Annotated in this window: 14 protein-coding genes; 4 read left to right on the top strand and 10 right to left on the bottom strand. The window is 41.3% G+C overall.

Annotation, left to right across the window (positions count from 1 at the left end):
• Positions 1-12: 12 nt before the first annotated feature.
• Positions 13-582, bottom strand: a complete 570-nt coding sequence (locus CRO16_RS02560; RefSeq protein ID WP_097054771.1) for a 30S ribosomal protein S16 — start codon at positions 580-582, stop codon at positions 13-15.
• A 252-nt stretch (positions 583-834) separates the two neighbouring features.
• Between CRO16_RS02560 and CRO16_RS02555 the strand changes: the two genes are divergently transcribed.
• Positions 835-1284 (top strand): ferritin-like domain-containing protein, encoded by a 450-nt coding sequence (locus CRO16_RS02555; RefSeq protein WP_097054770.1) that lies wholly within the window; start codon positions 835-837, stop codon positions 1282-1284.
• A gap of 202 nt (positions 1285-1486) precedes the next feature.
• Positions 1487-5869: a DNA polymerase III subunit alpha gene (gene dnaE, locus CRO16_RS02550; protein ID WP_097055751.1), complete on the top strand. Its 4383-nt coding sequence runs from the start codon at positions 1487-1489 to the stop codon at positions 5867-5869.
• Between the two features lie 140 nt (positions 5870-6009).
• Here dnaE and CRO16_RS02545 read toward each other — a convergent pair whose 3' ends face one another.
• From CRO16_RS02545 to CRO16_RS02505, 9 genes are all read right to left on the bottom strand, one after another.
• Positions 6010-6231: a hypothetical protein gene (locus CRO16_RS02545; protein ID WP_097054769.1), complete on the bottom strand. Its 222-nt coding sequence runs from the start codon at positions 6229-6231 to the stop codon at positions 6010-6012.
• 51 nt (positions 6232-6282) lie between these two features.
• On the bottom strand, positions 6283-7503 hold the full coding sequence (locus CRO16_RS02540; RefSeq protein ID WP_097054768.1) for a hypothetical protein: 1221 nt from the start codon (positions 7501-7503) through the stop codon (positions 6283-6285).
• Between the two features lie 105 nt (positions 7504-7608).
• Positions 7609-9882, bottom strand: coding sequence for a nitric-oxide reductase large subunit (locus CRO16_RS02535; RefSeq protein WP_097054767.1), 2274 nt, complete (start codon positions 9880-9882; stop codon positions 7609-7611).
• A 102-nt stretch (positions 9883-9984) separates the two neighbouring features.
• Positions 9985-10713 carry an iron-sulfur cluster repair di-iron protein gene (gene ric, locus CRO16_RS02530; RefSeq protein WP_097054766.1) on the bottom strand — a complete coding sequence of 243 codons (729 nt, stop codon included), beginning with the start codon at positions 10711-10713 and terminating at the stop codon, positions 9985-9987.
• A 188-nt stretch (positions 10714-10901) separates the two neighbouring features.
• The gene (locus CRO16_RS02525) at positions 10902-11714 is read right to left on the bottom strand and encodes a universal stress protein (protein ID WP_097054765.1); all 813 of its coding nucleotides are present in this window, start codon (positions 11712-11714) and stop codon (positions 10902-10904) included.
• Between the two features lie 97 nt (positions 11715-11811).
• Positions 11812-12864 (bottom strand): response regulator, encoded by a 1053-nt coding sequence (locus tag CRO16_RS02520; protein WP_097054764.1) that lies wholly within the window; start codon positions 12862-12864, stop codon positions 11812-11814.
• Entirely contained in the window at positions 12861-14102 is a 1242-nt protein-coding gene (locus CRO16_RS02515; RefSeq protein ID WP_097055750.1) for a PAS domain-containing sensor histidine kinase, read from the bottom strand. The genes CRO16_RS02520 and CRO16_RS02515 overlap by 4 nt, the downstream gene beginning before the upstream one ends.
• A gap of 237 nt (positions 14103-14339) precedes the next feature.
• On the bottom strand, positions 14340-14528 hold the full coding sequence (locus CRO16_RS02510) for a hypothetical protein (protein WP_245858854.1): 189 nt from the start codon (positions 14526-14528) through the stop codon (positions 14340-14342).
• 159 nt (positions 14529-14687) lie between these two features.
• Positions 14688-15524 carry a universal stress protein gene (locus tag CRO16_RS02505; protein ID WP_097054762.1) on the bottom strand — a complete coding sequence of 279 codons (837 nt, stop codon included), beginning with the start codon at positions 15522-15524 and terminating at the stop codon, positions 14688-14690.
• Positions 15525-15692: 168 nt separating this feature from the next.
• Between CRO16_RS02505 and rimP the strand changes: the two genes are divergently transcribed.
• Complete coding sequence (rimP, locus tag CRO16_RS02500; protein ID WP_097054761.1) at positions 15693-16157, top strand: ribosome assembly cofactor RimP; 465 nt, start codon at positions 15693-15695, stop codon at positions 16155-16157.
• Positions 16158-16169: 12 nt separating this feature from the next.
• Positions 16170-17414, top strand: a complete 1245-nt coding sequence (nusA, locus tag CRO16_RS02495) for a transcription termination factor NusA (RefSeq protein ID WP_097054760.1) — start codon at positions 16170-16172, stop codon at positions 17412-17414.
• Positions 17415-17436: the final 22 nt, after the last annotated feature.

The following is a 17436-nucleotide window of genomic DNA, read 5'->3' as shown; positions in this document are numbered from 1 at the left end:
TAGAATGAAAATTTACGATCCTGACTGATCTTGTTTTTCTTCAGCGTTTGCTTCAGCAGCCGTAGCGTCATCTACTTCGTTTGCAGCAGCAGCTTCCTGGTCTTCGGTAGTTTCCTCAACTTCAGGTTGCGCAGCGGCAGCAGCTTCGGCCTCACGTTTTGCGTTCACTTCTTTTTCAGCCTCAAGAGCTTTAGCTTTAGCAGCCTCCTGCTCTTTGCTCAAATTCTCTTTTTTAGCGTCAACTCTTCCTTCTTTTTCCTCTACCCATGCATTGAATTTCTCATCTGCTTGTTCTTGAGTCAAAGCGCCTTTTCTTACACCACCTGCAAGGTGATTCTTAAGAAGTACTCCTTTGTAAGACAGGATAGCCTTTGCAGTTTCTGTTGGCTGTGCACCATTTTGTAACCATTTAACCGATTTGTCAACATTGATGTCAATAGTTGCAGGGTTAGTGGTTGGATTGTAAATTCCAAGTTTTTCAAGGAATCTACCATCTCTTTTTGCGCGGGAGTCCGCAGCAACGATCCAGAAAAAAGGCTTCCCTTTTTTACCGTGTCTTTGTAATCTGATCTTTACAGGCATAAAAATTAATTTGTGGGGTTCCCGACCCCGGTTATTAATGAGGGGGCAAAGATACTATTATTTTTTATTGTAAATTAAGTAGTTATAAAAATTTTGTCAGGCTCAATTTTCCAACAGATATTCTTTTCCTTCTTAAGGTTATTTACTTCGTTAAGTCTGTGCTAAACCCTGTTAAACATTGAATTATATCAGCGTTTCCACCTTATATTTAATCTGAAAAAGAAAAAAATTGTAACCAAAAAAACAAATGTTATGAGTAAGACAAAGGAAATGGCAGAAAAACTGAATGAACTGCTGGAGAAAAATTACGATTCCGAAAAAGGTTTTAAAAACGCCGCAGAAGATGTAAAGAATCCAAGATTAAAGACATTTTTTGAACAAAAAGCGAAGCAGCGCTACGATTTTGGCCATGAGTTAAAAACAGAGATCAAAAACCTGGGAGAGACTCCCGACAAAGGTTCCAGTTTTACGGGAGATGCTCACCGGGCGTGGATGGATCTTAAATCGGCCTTTACTTCAGATAAGGAAGAGGCTGTACTGGAAGAAGCTATAAGAGGAGAAAAAGCTGCGGTAGAGGATTATAATAAAGTAATCAATAATGCCGAGCTGCCACCTTCAACAGCCAATCTTCTTATCAAACAGCGCAATGCTATTGAACGTACATTAAATGAGGTCAAAGGTCTTGAAGAAGCATTTGACTAAGAATAACTGACAACCGAATACTGAACTCTTAAATAAAAGGGTGCCTGAAATATCATTTTTGGCACCCTTTTTTTCGTTGATAATTCCTTAAAACTTTCCTCTCTCAAACCTCAATTTATATTTATTTTTACCCATTCGAATTGCTTTGTAACTTTGCGCTGGCGCTATGGTCAGCTCAAAAACCCCTGAAAAACAACATTTTATGTACCTGATCTTCGATACTGAAACCACCGGACTTCCCAAGCGTTGGGACGCACCATTGACAGATAGCGATAATTGGCCGCGATGTATACAGATCGCGTGGCAGTTGCATGATGATATGGGTCGGTTGGTGGAGCATCAGGATTATCTGGTGCGGCCCGAAGGTTTTAATATTCCTTATGATGCCGAAAAGGTCCACGGGATTTCTACGGAACTGGCTTCGGAAGAAGGGATCACTCTTCAGGAAGTACTTGAAAAGTTCAACATTGCCCTTTCCCGCTCAAAATTTGTGGTGGGCCAGAATGTTGGTTTTGATGTAAATATCATGGGGGCTGAATTCCACAGGCTCGAAATGGAAAATAAATTGCAGGGGCTTCCGGTATTGGATACCTGTACAGAAGTCACTGCACAACTTTGCTGTCTTCCCGGGGGTCGCGGCGGGAAATATAAACTCCCTACGCTTACAGAACTTCACGAGATACTTTTTCATGAACCTTTTGCTGAAGCACATAATGCAACAGCAGATGTGGAGGCGACTACCCGTTGTTTTCTGGAGTTGATAAGGAAGCGTGTCTTCACTTCGGAAGAGCTGGACGTAAAACCCGGTTATTTCGAAAATTTTTCAGAAGCAAATCCGCAGCCTGTAAAGTTGATCGGGCTTAAGCACATTAACCTTAAGGAGGCTTCGGCTGCAATAAGGAAGAGACTTCAGAAGAAAGAAGATACCGGAATTTCTTCCGCAGAAATTAAGGAGAACCTGGAAAAACTTGATGAAGTAGCTTTTTCGCACCTTCATAACCACAGCCAGTTTTCTATATTGCAATCCACCATAAGTATCAAAGACCTTGTAAATGCGGCGGCAAAACAAAATATGCCGGCGGTTGCACTTACAGATCATGCGAACATGATGGGAGCTTTCCATTTTGTGAAAGAAGTAGGGGCATATAATAAAGGTATTAAGGCAAAGATCGCTGCAGCCGCCGCAGCCGGAGAAAAAGCTGAAGGGCGGGAGCTAAAAGCCATTATAGGCTGTGAATTCTTTGTGTGTGAAAACCATAAAGATAAATCCAGAAAAGATAACGGTTACCAGATCGTGTTGCTGGCGAAGAATAAGAAAGGTTACCATAACCTGGCAAAAATGTCTTCCATTGCTTACACCGAAGGATTTTACTACGTTCCCCGGATTGACAAAGAGGTCATCAAAAAATATAAGGAGGATATCATTGTTCTTACAGGGAACCTCTATGGAGAAGTGCCCGGAAAGATCCTTAACGTGGGAGAAAATCAGGCAGAAGAAGCTTTGCTCTGGTGGAAAGAGGAATTTGGAGAGGATCTTTATGTGGAATTGATGCGCCACAACCAGGAAGATGAGAACAGGGTGAATCCCGTACTTGTGGAGCTGGCAAAAAAGCATGAAGTGAAGCTGGTGGCTACCAACAATACCTATTATTGCGCCCAGGAAGATGCCAATGCGCACGATATTCTGTTGTGCGTAAAAGATGGTGAAAAGCAGGCGACGCCAATAGGTCGCGGAAGAGGTTATAGGTATGGACTGCCGAACAACGAATATTATTTCAAGTGCGGCGATGAAATGAAAGCCCTCTTTAAGGACCTGCCGGAAGCTATTTCCAATGTGCAGGAGGTGGTTGATAAGATCGAGCCTTACGAACTTGCAAGGGACGTTTTACTTCCTGCATTTACGATTCCTGAAGAATTCATTGTTGCCGAAGATGCTGTAGACGGTGGAAAAAGGGGAGAAAATGCTTATCTAAAGCATATCACCTTTGTGGGAGCTGAAAAGCGATATGGTGAGCTCACACCGGCCATTAAGGAGCGTCTTGATTTCGAGCTTTCAGTAATTGAGAATACCGGCTATCCCGGATATTTCCTTATTGTGGAAGATTTCATAAGGGAGGCCAGGAATATGGATGTATCGGTAGGGCCGGGAAGGGGATCGGCGGCAGGAAGTGCTGTAGCCTACTGCCTTGGGATCACCAATATTGACCCGATCAAATATGATCTGCTTTTTGAGAGGTTCTTAAATCCGGATAGGGTGAGTATGCCCGATATTGATATCGACTTCGATGATGAGGGCCGTAGTAGGGTTATGGACTACGTGATCAAGAAATACGGGGCAAACCAGGTGGCGCAGATCATCACCTATGGTACCATGGCTGCAAAGTCTTCGATTAGAGATACCGCGAGGGTTTTAGACCTTCCGCTTAATGAAGCCGACAGGATTGCGAAGCTAATTCCTAACACTAAGCTCTCCAAGATCTTCGGAATGGATGAGAAGGAATTGCGCAGCAGCTTTAGGAGTGAGGAACTGGATAAGGTAAATGAACTGCTTAATATTGCCGACGGGGATGACCTGGAGGCACAAACGGTGAACCAGGCACGAATCCTTGAAGGTTCAGTTAGAAATACGGGAATACATGCCTGTGGGGTGATCATAACTCCCAGCGACATAACGAATTTCGTTCCGGTCGCAGTTGCAAAAGATTCAGATCTCTATGTAACCCAGTTCGATAACTCGGTCGTAGAGAGTGCCGGACTTCTAAAAATGGACTTTTTGGGTCTTAAGACCCTTACTTTGATCAAGGATACGGTTAAGATCGTAAAGGGACGTCATGATATCGATCTTGATCCCGATAATTTTCCCCTGGACGATGAGAAAACCTATGAACTTTTCCAACGCGGAGAAACAGTAGGGATCTTCCAGTATGAATCTCCCGGGATGCAAAAGCATATGAAAGACCTCAAGCCTACGGTCTTTGATGATCTTATTGCAATGAACGCCTTATACAGGCCGGGACCAATGGAATATATTCCGAGTTTTATTGCACGGAAGCATGGGGAGGAAGAGATCGTTTACGACCTGCCCGATATGGAGGAATATCTTAAGGAAACCTACGGAATTACAGTCTACCAGGAGCAGGTGATGTTACTTTCACAGAAGCTTGCCGGGTTTACTAAAGGTGAAGCAGATGTGCTTCGGAAAGCGATGGGTAAAAAGATCTTTGCCCTGCTGGAAGAATTAAAGCCGAAATTCCTTGATGGCGGGGAAGCAAAAGGACATCCACGGGATGTGCTCGAGAAGGTATGGAAAGACTGGGAGGCTTTTGCCTCTTATGCTTTCAACAAATCGCACTCTACCTGTTATGCCTGGATCGCCTATCAAACAGCTTACCTTAAAGCGCATTATCCTGCCGAATACATGGCGGCGGTACTTTCCAATAATATGAATGACATTAAGCAGGTGACCTTCTTTATGGAAGAATGTAAGCGCATGAAGCTTAATGTACTTGGTCCCGATGTCAATGAATCTTACTACAAGTTCTCGGTTAACAAAGAGAATGCAGTTCGGTTTGGTATGGGGGCTATTAAAGGAGTTGGAGCAGGAGCTGTGGCTACTATAGTAGAAAACCGAAAAGAAAAAGGTCCTTACAGATCCATATTTGATATGGCAAAAAGGATCGACTTAAGGGCAGCGAATAAGAAAGCCTTTGAGAACCTGGCTTTGGCTGGAGGTTTCGACAGTTTTGGAGGCACCCATAGAGCCCAGTATTTTCATGACGAAGGCGACGGAATTACCTTTTTAGAGAAGGTAGTGAAGTATGCTGCTAAATTTCAGGAAAATGAAAATTCGGCACAGGTAAGTCTTTTTGGGGATGCCAGTGAAGTCCAAATACCGGAACCAATCGTTCCTCCATGTGAGGAGTGGGGAACGATGGAAAAACTCAAGAGAGAGCGTGAAGTGGTAGGGATCTATATCTCGGGACATCCACTTGATGATTTTAAAACCGAATTAAAATGTTTCTGTAATGCCGTCCTTTCAGATTTTTCAGACCTTAATGAAGTGGTGAATAAAGAACTCACTTTTGGAGGAGTGATAAGTGATGTGCAACATCGTACCAATAAACAGGGGCAGGGTTGGGCAAGTTTCATTGTAGAGGATTATTCAGATTCCTACGAATTCAGGATGTTCAAGGAAGAGTACCTTAAGTACAGGCATTTCCTTGTTCCCAATTCATTTGTTCACGTAAAGATCTTTGTGAGGGAAGGTTATCCAAACCGGGAAACCGGTAAAAAAGGAGATCCGCGAATGCAGTTCAATAACATACAGCTGTTGCATGATGTGATGGAAACCTATGCCAAGAAGTTGACCATTCAGCTCAACATCGATGAGCTGCAGGCAGATAAGATCGATGTGTTGCAGGATATTTTCAGGAACCATAGCGGAGAAAATAAGCTGAACTTCGTGGTGTATGAAATGAAAGAGAAGATCAAACTGCATATGCCAAGCCGCAAGCAAAAGATCCGTATCTCCCAGGAATTACTGAATGCCCTTGAAGAACAGCAGGTTCTTTATAAGCTGAATTAAACAATTTCTTTTATGTGATTAGAACGACCCTGAATTCCTTTTTCAGGGTTTTCTTTTTTCTTTAAAAGAGCACTTGAATAGTAAAACGATTTACTGCTTTTTTGATCACTGACCACTGACCACTGACCACTGATCACTGATCACTCCTTTCCAATTGGGTGATCTTCATACCAGTCTTCAAAAGTTTTTGTTGTGGTGTATTTGTTGGTAAGCACCTTGTACACGGTTAAGATCCACCAGGCCTGGCCAATCACTACGGTACTATAGACAATAGGGTGGGCAACATTAAAAAATACCATGACAGCCACTGCCACAAGGAGTAGGGTAGTAACTATTACATAAAAATGTGCCGATACTTTCATCTCCCTTAAATTAAGGAAGAATAAATTTATTTGAGTTAACGTACTACTAAATCAGTCATATTTGGCAGAAATTTGTCTTTTTGTTAAGAGATTCTTCACCAGCACCACACCTACTGTCAGTGGCAGGAAAATGCTTGCATAGGCAACCAATTTGAAGTAGTAGGATGGTAAGGGTAAACCCAGCCAAATTGCAGTCCCTTTATAAAAGATTAAAGCCTCAGTGACTAAAAACGCTGCAAAATAGACCCAGAAGATCCATTTTGGGAGCGTAAGAAGTTTTGCTTCAGTAAGCAGTGCAAAAAGAGCTATGCTTACAACTCCAAGAAATACCCAGTGCAGATATCCTATAACAAGATCAGGGAAATTGAAGGCCAGATTTGCAAACCACGGAATAGCCGAAAGCAGTTGCAAGAGGAGCTTTGCAACCAATAGTATTCCAACAATTTTTAAAAACACCTTCGTAAAAGTGGAAAAATCAAGTTGCTTCCAAAAAGGAGAAATGATCTGAAAGAATTTGGCAAAGGCTGAGACCTGTAAAATAGCGCCTATCCCGGCAAGCACATGGTAGCTCCAATGAGGTTCCACCCATAGAACCGAAAGAAAGAAGCTTAATATTACGGCAGCATTCACCTGCCAGAAAAAGCTTTTGAAATCCTTTTTTTGAGGCTTCAGGTTTTGTCTTTCTATGAAGTAGAAGAAGATTCCGCAGAGGGCAAGAATAAACCAGGCGTTGTATTGGAAATGCAGATAATAATAGATAGCCATTTTATACCAAATGCTGGTATTTCCAAGGGTTGCCATGATTCCGCCAAGGGCCCAGGGCCCAATGCTTGAAAAGACCATATACCATAATGCTGCCCTAATGAGTCGGAAGGAACCTGTTGTCCTGGAAATCGCCGGAGTTTTCTTAAGGATAAACCACGCCATAAAATAAGAGGCGATGAGGAAAAGCGTTGAAAAGGTAATAGAAAACAGGGCATAACCGGTAAAAGGGAAGGTAACCATCATTCCCACAAGAGTGATCTGTGTAAACCAGAAAATGCGTTTATAGGTCCTTCCGAAGCCTGCTTCAGAAAAGTACATTTTATAGATCAAAGTGGTGAGGGCAATATACACCCATCCTAATAGTGCAATATGCGAATGTGCATGCACTACATACCTGAAGTTTGCAGGTATGGGTAGCACGAAAAAAAAACGGAGAAATACACCAAATAACCCGACCAGAAAAAAATATAGCAGGGCCACATTGGTGTGGTTTTTTAAATTGATCATTGGTTAAAATTAGGAAAAAGAGAGGAGGCAAAAAACTGCATTTTCCAGACTTCCGTCTTTGGTGGAAATCTATTGCAATTCATTGCCTCCTTTTTCTTGCTCCGGTTAAGCTTCTACCTCTTCAAGCTTCCTTTCTTTTTCTGCCGGTAATTTTTTACGGCTATCCAGCGTGAAGACAAACCATACAAAGGCAATAAGACCTACGGCAAAAATAGTATCTCCCACTACTCTTAACCATCTAAGGGTATCCATTCCCGGTTGCTGCATAAATTCAGCTGAACGGGCGTACCACATTCCCTCATTTACACTGGCTACTGTTTGTAAAAGTCCAATAGGTAGGACGCTTAAAAGCACCATGAGAATTAAACCGATATTAATAGACCAGAAGGAGAAACTTAACAGCTTATCATTCCAAACCTGAACGCGGTAAAGGCTTCTAAGCACAAACAGCATCAATCCTATCCCTAACATTCCATAGACCCCGAATAAGGCAGTATGTGCATGAACGGCAGTTGTATTTAGGCCTTGCATGTAATAAAGAGCGATTGGAGGATTGATAATGAAACCAAAGATCCCTGCCCCCAGGAAGTTCCAGAATGCCACCGCCACCAGGCAGTAGATGGGCCACTTATAATCTTTGATCCATTTTGTCGCTTTACTTAATCGATAATTTTCATAAGCTTCAAAACCTATTAAAACAAGAGGTACTACTTCCAGTGCACTAAAAGTAGCTCCCAATGCCATTACCGCAGTTGGGGTTCCACTAAAATAAAGGTGATGAAAAGTTCCTAAAATACCACCACTTAAGAAGATCACAGTCGCTAATAAGACTCCCAAAGTAGCCGTACGGGTGCGTAAGAGTCCGAGTCTTACAAAAAGGAAGGCACCTACTACGGTTGCAAAAACTTCAAAGAAGCCTTCCACCCAAAGGTGCACCACCCACCAGCGCCAGTATTCTGCAATGGCAAGGTTGGTTTGTCTTCCCCACATGAGTCCGGCGGCATAAAAGAGTGCGATTGCTGCGGAAGATACCAGGAACATAAGCAGCAGGTTCTTTTCTGATGTTTTACTGCGGAGTACCGGTAGTAAAGGTCTTACCATAAGAGCCAACCAAAGGAATAATCCAACGAGCAGGAAGATCTGCCAAAAGCGGCCAAGGTCTACATATTCATAACCCTGATGCCCAAACCAGAAGTTTTCGACCAGTCCCAGCTTTTGCATAATTCCCATCCACTGTCCAATCATGGAACCTGCAACAATGATAAGAAGACAGATAAATAAAAAGTTCACTCCCAGTTTCTGAAATTTGGGATCCCGTCCCGAAACTGCCGGTGCAATATAGAGTCCTGTAGCGAGCCATGCGGTTGCGATCCACAGGATTCCGAGCTGTACGTGCCAGGTCCTGGAAATAGAGTATGGAAGGATATCAGCCAGATTAAATCCGTAGAAACCGTCTCCTTCTACGCCGTAGTGAGCTGTAACCACACCAAAGGTCACCTGAATTAGGATCAGGATGGAAACTATCCACAAATACTTCTTTACCGCCAACATAGATGGTGTGATCACCTGCCGCATCAATGGATCTTCCACAGGCATGTCCACATGTTCATCTTCTTTCATTTTAGCGTGGTAAAATACCATAACTCCAATTCCAAAGAGCAGCAGGATAATACTGAAACCGGTCCAGATCAACAGATCTCCGGTAGGTTTATTGCCAACAAGATCTTCGGGTGGCCAGTTATGGGTATAGGTGACGTTACTGCCGGGTCTTTCGGTGACCGTTGCCCAGGTGGCCCAGAAGAAGAATCCGCTCATTTGGCGCATCCGTGTTTCGTCTTTAATGGAATTTTTAGGAATGGCATAATGAGAACGTAACTCATCCAGTTCAGGATTTTCCATGAACAAGCCTTTGTAGTACGAATGCAAATACTCTACCGCCTGTGCTCTTATACGAGAAATGGTGATGACCCCGGTGGATTCATCATAGGTATTCTTCCGAAGCTCTTCCTGTAGCCTTCTTTCCAGGGAAGCCTGTTCTTCACTGCTCAATTCTTCATATGCTTTACCATGATCTTCCTGGGACCAGAGGTTGAGGATGTACAGCGATTCCCGATGTAGCCAGTCGGCAGTCCAGTCGGGAGCTGTATAGGCACCGTGGCCCCATATAGAACCTACTTCCTGGCCCCCCATGCTTTGCCATACATTCTGACCATCCAGTATATCCTGGCCTTCAAAAACAACTTCTCCCGTAGTGGTCACTACTTTTGCCGGTTGCGGCGGAGCTTTTTGATAGATCTCAAAACCGTAGTATCCTAGAATTGCAAAGGAAATGGAAGTAATTATAAAAAATGCGACCCAAAGTTTTCTTTCTTTAGTCATAGTTAGAAATATTAAAAGCCGGAAAGGGAACTTTTGGAACTGAATTTTTCAGATCGCTTTTTCCTTTTTCCGGCATTTTCCTGATTAGATATAATTTAATGTTTACTGGTTATTGCGTAGTTCTTTTTCCAGCATGAGCGATTTTGGAAAAAGGATGTTGTTCTCCAGGTGAATGTGGTGGTGTAAATCCTGCTCAAACTCGTCCAGTTTTGCATAGAAAGCTCTGTAGGTATTGCAGGCCCCCTGCGGCGGAGTATAATTGTTACTTAATTTAGCTATTCTGCGAAGCAATTCTCCTGCATCTTCATGTTCAGTTTCCATCATTTTGATTGGATTGTCCACTGTTCCAAAATGTGCTTCAGGAAGTTCTGTGCCTTCTTTTTTAGCTTTGACCATTTTCTTTACGAACGGAAACAGGATCAATTCTTCTTTTTTGCAGTGCGCGCTGAGTTCCCCTGCTACTTCTTTTACCAGTTCTTCGATCTCCAGTAATTCAGTATAATGATGGCCGTGTACCTGAGCTACTCTGGCCGAATATTGCAAAAGGAGGGGAATATTTTCTTCTACGTAAGAGTGATGAACGTTGACAATATGATCTGCAAGAAAGTCTAAATCCCAGCTGTTATAGTTGGTAGCACGGGAAGAAGTATTGTCAACATTAATCAGATCGTTTACCAGTAGGTCATAATCTGCATTATATTTTTTGCAGGCTTTGTCCAGAGTAATTCCTCCCCCACAGCAAAAGTCGATGCCGTATTTTTTGAAAATGTGTGCAGTTTTGATATTCTCCGTTACCATTTCTGCAACTGTTTTTGATTGTAGCTTTTCCATAATATTTTGATTAATAAAAGTTTCAAATTCAGTTACAAAGATGTGAGATTTAGAAGCGGTCTTTTATGAGTCAAGTCATAAAAGGACTGTTTTGTCTTATTAAATGAGTGAAACAAAAAAAACACCTCTTACACGGAGGTGTTTTTCTCTACTAAACCAAACTAAATAATAACTAAACTACAAACTATTTACCCGTGTAAAACCAGTAATGGCAGTTGGTTTATAAACGGAATATTTTCATCTTCCTCGTTCTTCAGGAACTTTTGACAAAGGTTGAGGTTTTTGGCTGCCAGCACGATCATATCTATGTCGCGGTTGGTGACCATCACCTTTTTAGGATTTTTTTCTTTAGAGGTATAATAGGTTTGTAACACCGGGATCCTGGGTGAAAATGCATCCTGTAAAAATTCCCTGTTCTCAATTTGCTCGAGGGAGGGTTCATGTTCATTTCCAAAGATCTCAAGGATCTTGACATTAGCCTTTGAAAGAGATGCGAGATTTAAAAGGGTACGAAGCACGTTGCTTCCGTAGTGGATCTTATAATCTGTTGGGAAAAGGATCTTTTTATGCTCTCTAAAAGAAGCATGTTCAGAAATGGCCAAAACAGGGCATTTCACCTTCATCATAACATCGGAAGTGTTGTTGCCAATTACGACTCCTTCCTTATTGGTTTTTCCTTTGGTGCCCATGAGAATGAGATCTATCTGTTTCTCTCTTACTTTCTCTCTTACGGCGTTAATTAGATAATCTACTTTAAAACAGATCTTGAAGTTATGTTCAGGATTTGTGCGAATGCTGTGCAGCCAGGAAAGTAACTTGTCAAAGTTATCCTTTACTGCCGGTGACATGGCAAGATACCCCGAGGTCATTTTATCTGCCGGAGTAGGTAGAACATGTAATAAATGAAAATTACATGGTGTATCTTTGAAAAACTGCAAGGCATACGCTGCGGCATTCCTGCTGTTCTCGGAAAAATCTGTGGGCAGTAGGATATTCATCATCTCACGTCAATTATACCCCGCAAAGATATAGACGATGCTCAGCAGAAAAAATGATGAAAATCAGGTTATGCAACCAAATTAGAAACTAAAAAGAGGATCATATGATCCTCTTTAATGCTTCCACATCAAGTAATTTGATGTTACGGCCTTCTATCTCCAGCAAGCCTTCCTTTTTAAAATCAGATAATGTTCGTATCAGGGTTTCAGAAGCCATACCCGCAACACTGGCGAGATCACTTCTGGAGATCCTGATACTCTGGGTGGGATGCCTCCTTATTTTTTGAGAAAACAATAGTATGGTACGGGCTGCCTTTTTTCTCACGGAGCCATAAGCCATCTCAAGCAACTGCTCTTTAATCCCCGAAATATTATCCCCCATTACATCAATTAATTCCAGAGTAATGTTGCTATTGTTCATTAGCAGGTTTTTCAATTCCTCTTTGGTCACAGCGTAAACGCGGGTGTCCTCCATGGCGGTTGCATATTCTGAATATGCATTGGCCTTGTGAAATGAAGTATTTCCGAAGAAATCTCCCTCCTTATATATGGAGGTGATCAATTCTTTGCCGTACTCATCCATGCGATGGCTCTTTACCACACCCCGGTCAACAAAGAAAAAATGATTGCTCTGTTTTCCCTCTTCATATATGACCTCCCCGGCTTTATAAGTTTGTTCATCGAATTTCTTAACCTCCTGCCTCAACTCCTGCAGAGAATTTATCTTTTGTTCAGGCTCAGCTGTAACAGCTGTTTTGCTGTTCTCATTGAGCTTGTTCAAAATAGCCACTTTTGCCAACCTGCTTTCGATAGCACTTATAAGTTCATCTTCTTCAAATGGTTTGGTGAGATAGTCGTCGGCACCAAGGTCCATTCCTTTACGAATATCCTTGTGTTCTGTTTTTGCTGAAAGGAAAATGAACGGGATTTGTTGCGTTTTTGGATCTTCAGCCAACCCCTGCAGCACTCCGTAGCCGTCCATTTCGGGCATCATGATGTCACATACTATGATATTCGGCAGCTCTTTTTTGGCTATAGCCAGGCCGGATTTGCCATTAGGGGCAGTGATCACGTCATAATCTGCCAGTTCTAAAAGTTCGGCTGTGTTTTCACGTACTACAGTGTCATCTTCTATTATGAGTACTTTTTTCATTCTTTTACAATAGGTAGTTCTACAATAAATTGAGTGCCTTCTGCTTCTTTGCTGTTAAAGCTAATGGTCCCGCCAAGATTTTCAAGATGTACCTTGGCAATATTAAGGCCTATTCCCGTCCCTTGATTTAGAAGGGCATTTTCTGCTCTAAAATATCTTTCAAATATATGTTTTTGATCTTTTGCGGGAATTCCTATCCCCTGGTCTGAAACCGTGAACTTGATCGTTTTGTCATTAACTTCCGATTCAAACTTGATGAGGGTATCTTCCGGAGAATATTTGATCGCATTGCTCAAAAGGTTTGAAAGCACAAGTTCCAGGATCTTTTCATCCTGGTGCAGGACAATGTGATCTATGTTCCTTGGATATTCTATGTTTTGCCCGCTTTTTAAAGTGACATTGGCATTGTAAACCACTTCGTTTACAAGTTTGCTAAGACTAAAGGTGGAGAATTTATAGTTTACCTTACCGCTTTCGAGCCTTTCAATAGATAAAAAATCATTAAGAATATTATCAAGGTAATGGACTTTGCTCTTAATGGTGTTAAGGTGTTTTTCCCTTTTTTCCTGTTGCTCTTCCAGTTTATATTTCCCTGCCAGGACCACAGATGTAAGAATGCCACTTAAAGGAGTTTTGAACTCGTGAGACACAAGGGAAAGAAATTTCGTTTTTAAATCACTTAATTCTTTCTCCTTCTGGAGCGCATTTTTGATCCTGTTCTCGGCTTCTTTTCTTCGTTTTACCTCAAGTTCCAGGGCCCGGTTGCTTTTCTGTAACTTTTCAATGCTCTCCTCCAGTTCTTTGGTTCTAATCTTTATTTTGCCCTCAAGTTCATTATTGAGTTCGGTGATTTGCTTTTGTGCTTCTTTTCTAACGGAAATGTCAATTATTAATGACATCACAAACTGCTCTTCTCCTATTTTAAAGGGGTTTAATCCTGCTTCTACAGGAAATTCCTCCCCATTCTTCTTAATGCCATAGAGATCTCTTCCATGGCCCATTTGCCTTTTTTCAGAATCCTGTAGAAAGCTTTTAAAATGAGAAGGATGTTTTGAGCGATATTTCTGCGGAATTAAAATGTTCAGGGATTTGCCTTTTAACTCTCCCCGCTCATATCCAAACATATGATCTGCAGCAAGGTTGCTACTTACAATGGTCTGAGATCTGTCCACAACTATAATTCCTTCTGAAGCGGCTTCAAAAAGCACGTTAAATACGTTCTCGTCTTTTTCAAACATTTGCAGGTATTGATTTCGGGCTATATTCAATGTATCATTTTTGAAATAAGGATCAAATTTAAACAATTTCAGCTAACCGAAACCGGTATAGAAAAACCCTTTTAGAAATGCCATTTTTAGACCTCTGTAAATTGAAAGGATCCGGAGAAATAATGTTCTCCGGATCCTTCATTGCGTCCTGCAGTTCGTATCCTTCATGCAGTTTTCACTCTCGCGGCTGCAGGATCACAATTTTCTTTAAGTTCCTTGTTCGTCTGCAGAAGAGACAAAATCTTTGTCGGCAGGTAAAAGATTGTTTGCGAGCTTTGTAACTCCCATAGCTATTAAGACCGCGGTAATAACAAAAAGCAGGAATTTCACCATGAGGCTATCCTCTAATACATTGCTGTAAAAGGTAAGGATGATCTCTATTGCGAGAAAAGCCATTTGAAAACTTGCTTTTAAAACCATACGATAATAATATGGCTCAAAGGTACATTTGTTGCAAGTTTTTTTTCGCAATAAATTCGGGTTTGACTCAAATTTAACGCGTGGTTTCCAAAAGGTTAAATTCTTTAGGTAAAAGATGCAGCTGCTATAGAGGTTTTATTTTTTAAGCTTAAAAGTAATGACAGGACTGTTGGCATGGTTTACAAGATCTTCACTTATGCTTCCGTTAAAAAAGTGGGACAATCCCTTTCGGCCATGGGTGGCTATCCCTACCAGGTCTGCATTTACCTTTCGGGCAAAATTTAAAATTCCTGTTTCAACGGAGTCATCATTATATACCTGAAATTCATTATTGGAAAAATTGAGATTTTCCATGTATTTTTCTAAGCGGTTTTCTATAGCTTCAGAAGTGATGAATTCATTTGCTGTATTGACGTACACCAGGAATAATCTGGCATTCATGAACTCGGCAAAATCCACCACTTTTTGGAAGGTGCTTTTTCCCTGCTCTTCCAGGTTTGTGGCAAACACAAAATTTTTAACTTCAAAAGTTGGATGCTCATTCTTGATAACCAGTACAGGGATTTCGGAAGTTCTAACCACCTTCTCTGTATTGGAACCAATAAACATTTCTTTGAAGCCTGATGCTCCCTGGGAACCCATAACAATAAAATCGCAGCCGTGTTTTTTGCTGCTGTCCATAATTCCATCAAAAGCCTGATTAAATTCTACCGTGTCATGTATTTTTAAACCTGACAGGTATGGTGCTGAAAGTAATTTAGTAAATTTCTTCTTGGCCAACTTCATAAAGAACAGAGCTTCTGGTAAATCGTTGCTTCGGGTCTCTCCCACCGGGTTACTCATATCTGCAGGAAGTTCTATCATGTGTAACAGATAGATCTCTGCATTATATTTTTTGGCCAGTTGAGCCGCTACTTTTAGTGCATTTTCGGCCTGTTCCGAAAAATCTGTTGGCACGAGGATTTTTTTCATAAGGTGACGGTAATATTTTAAGGTTGTTTCAGTTATAAATTTACAATTATTTTTTCATTGGAATTCTTGTTTTCGTTCTTCAAAAATATTACTATATTTGCACCGTTGAAGCGAAAAAAGAACAACGAGGGGACAGAAAGTCCCCTCTTTTTATAGCCGCAATCGGGAATGTTACGAGAGAAAGTAGAAAATTTACTGCAGGAAGCTTTCGAAGAAAATAATTCATTATTTTTAATTGAGCTCAATATCAATGACGCCAATCATATTACTGTGGTAATAGATGGCGACAATGGTGTTTCGGTTAATGACTGTATCGCGGTAAGTCGCAAGATTGAACACAACCTGGACAGGGAAGAAGAGGATTTTTCTCTGGATGTGGCTTCTGCGGGTGTTTCTACCCCGCTTGAGATGCCGAGACAATATCGCAAGAATATTGGAAGAACTCTTGCTGTGACAACGGTGGGGGGAGAAAAGATAGAAGGGGAGCTGACCAGTTTTGAGGATAATAAGCTTACTCTTAAATGGAAGGCCAGAGAGCCTAAACCTGTAGGTAAAGGAAAGGTTACTGTAAATAAAGAAGCTGTGTTGTCTCTTGAGGATGTGAAGGAGGCAAAAGTGATTATAACATTTTAACAGACAAAAGATATGGAAAATATCGCGTTGATAGAATCGTTTTCAGAATTCAAGGATGACAAGTCTATAGATAAGCCAACTTTAATGGCTATTCTTGAAGACGTATTGAGAAATGCTCTGAAAAAGAAGTATGGGGAAGATGATAACTTTGATATCATTGTAAACCCAGACAAGGGAGATCTTGAGATCTGGAGAAACCGTGTGGTGGTTGCCGACGGAGAAGTGGAGGATCCTAACCAGGAGATCTCTTTAACCGAAGCCCGTAAGATCGAGCCCGATTTTGAAGTGGGAGAAGATGTTTCTGAAGAAGTAAAATTGATCGACCTTGGACGTCGTTCTATTCTTTCTCTTCGTCAGAATCTTATTTCCAAGGTTCATGAACATGATAACACCAATATCTATAAGCACTTTAAAGATCTTGAAGGGGAGATCTATACTGCCGAAGTTCATCACATTCGTCACAGAGCAATAATCTTGCTTGACGATGAAGGTAACGAGATCATTTTACCTAAGGATAGACAGATTCCTTCAGATTTCTTCAGAAAAGGGGAAAATGTGAGAGGGATCATTGAAAGTGTGGAATTAAAAGGAAATAAGCCTGCTATTATCATGTCAAGAACTTCTCCTTTATTTTTGGAGAAACTTTTTGAGCAGGAGATTCCTGAAGTTTTTGACGGTCTTATTAATGTAAAGAAGGTAGTTAGGATACCAGGTGAAAAAGCAAAAGTAGCTGTAGATTCTTATGATGATCGTATTGACCCTGTTGGTGCCTGTGTGGGTATGAAAGGGTCAAGAATCCACAGTATTGTTCGCGAACTGGGGAATGAAAATATTGATGTGATCAATTATACCACCAATAATCAATTATTAATCACCCGTGCATTAAGTCCGGCAAAGATCACCTCTCTTAAGATAGATGAGGAAAACAAACGGGCAGAAGTTATGCTTAAACCCGAAGAAGTTTCCAAAGCAATTGGTCGTGGAGGTCATAATATAAGATTGGCAGGACAATTGACGGGTTATGAAATAGATGTTTTTAGAGAAGGCGTTGAAGAAGATGTTGAATTAAGAGAGTTTGCAGATGAGATCGATGATTGGGTTATCGAAGAATTTGCTAAAATTGGTCTTGATACGGCAAAAAGTATACTGGAGCAGGATGTAGATGATCTTGTTAAGAGAACCGATCTTGAAGAGGAGACAATTCGTGATGTGATGAGAGTTCTTAGAGAAGAATTTGAAGAAGAGAATAACAGTTAAGAATAAAAGAGGATAATTTAGA

The sequence above is a fragment of the Salinimicrobium sediminis genome, from assembly GCF_900215295.1.
In the GTDB taxonomy this organism is placed as follows: domain Bacteria; phylum Bacteroidota; class Bacteroidia; order Flavobacteriales; family Flavobacteriaceae; genus Salinimicrobium; species Salinimicrobium sediminis.
This window is presented reverse-complemented; position numbering and strand designations above follow the sequence as displayed.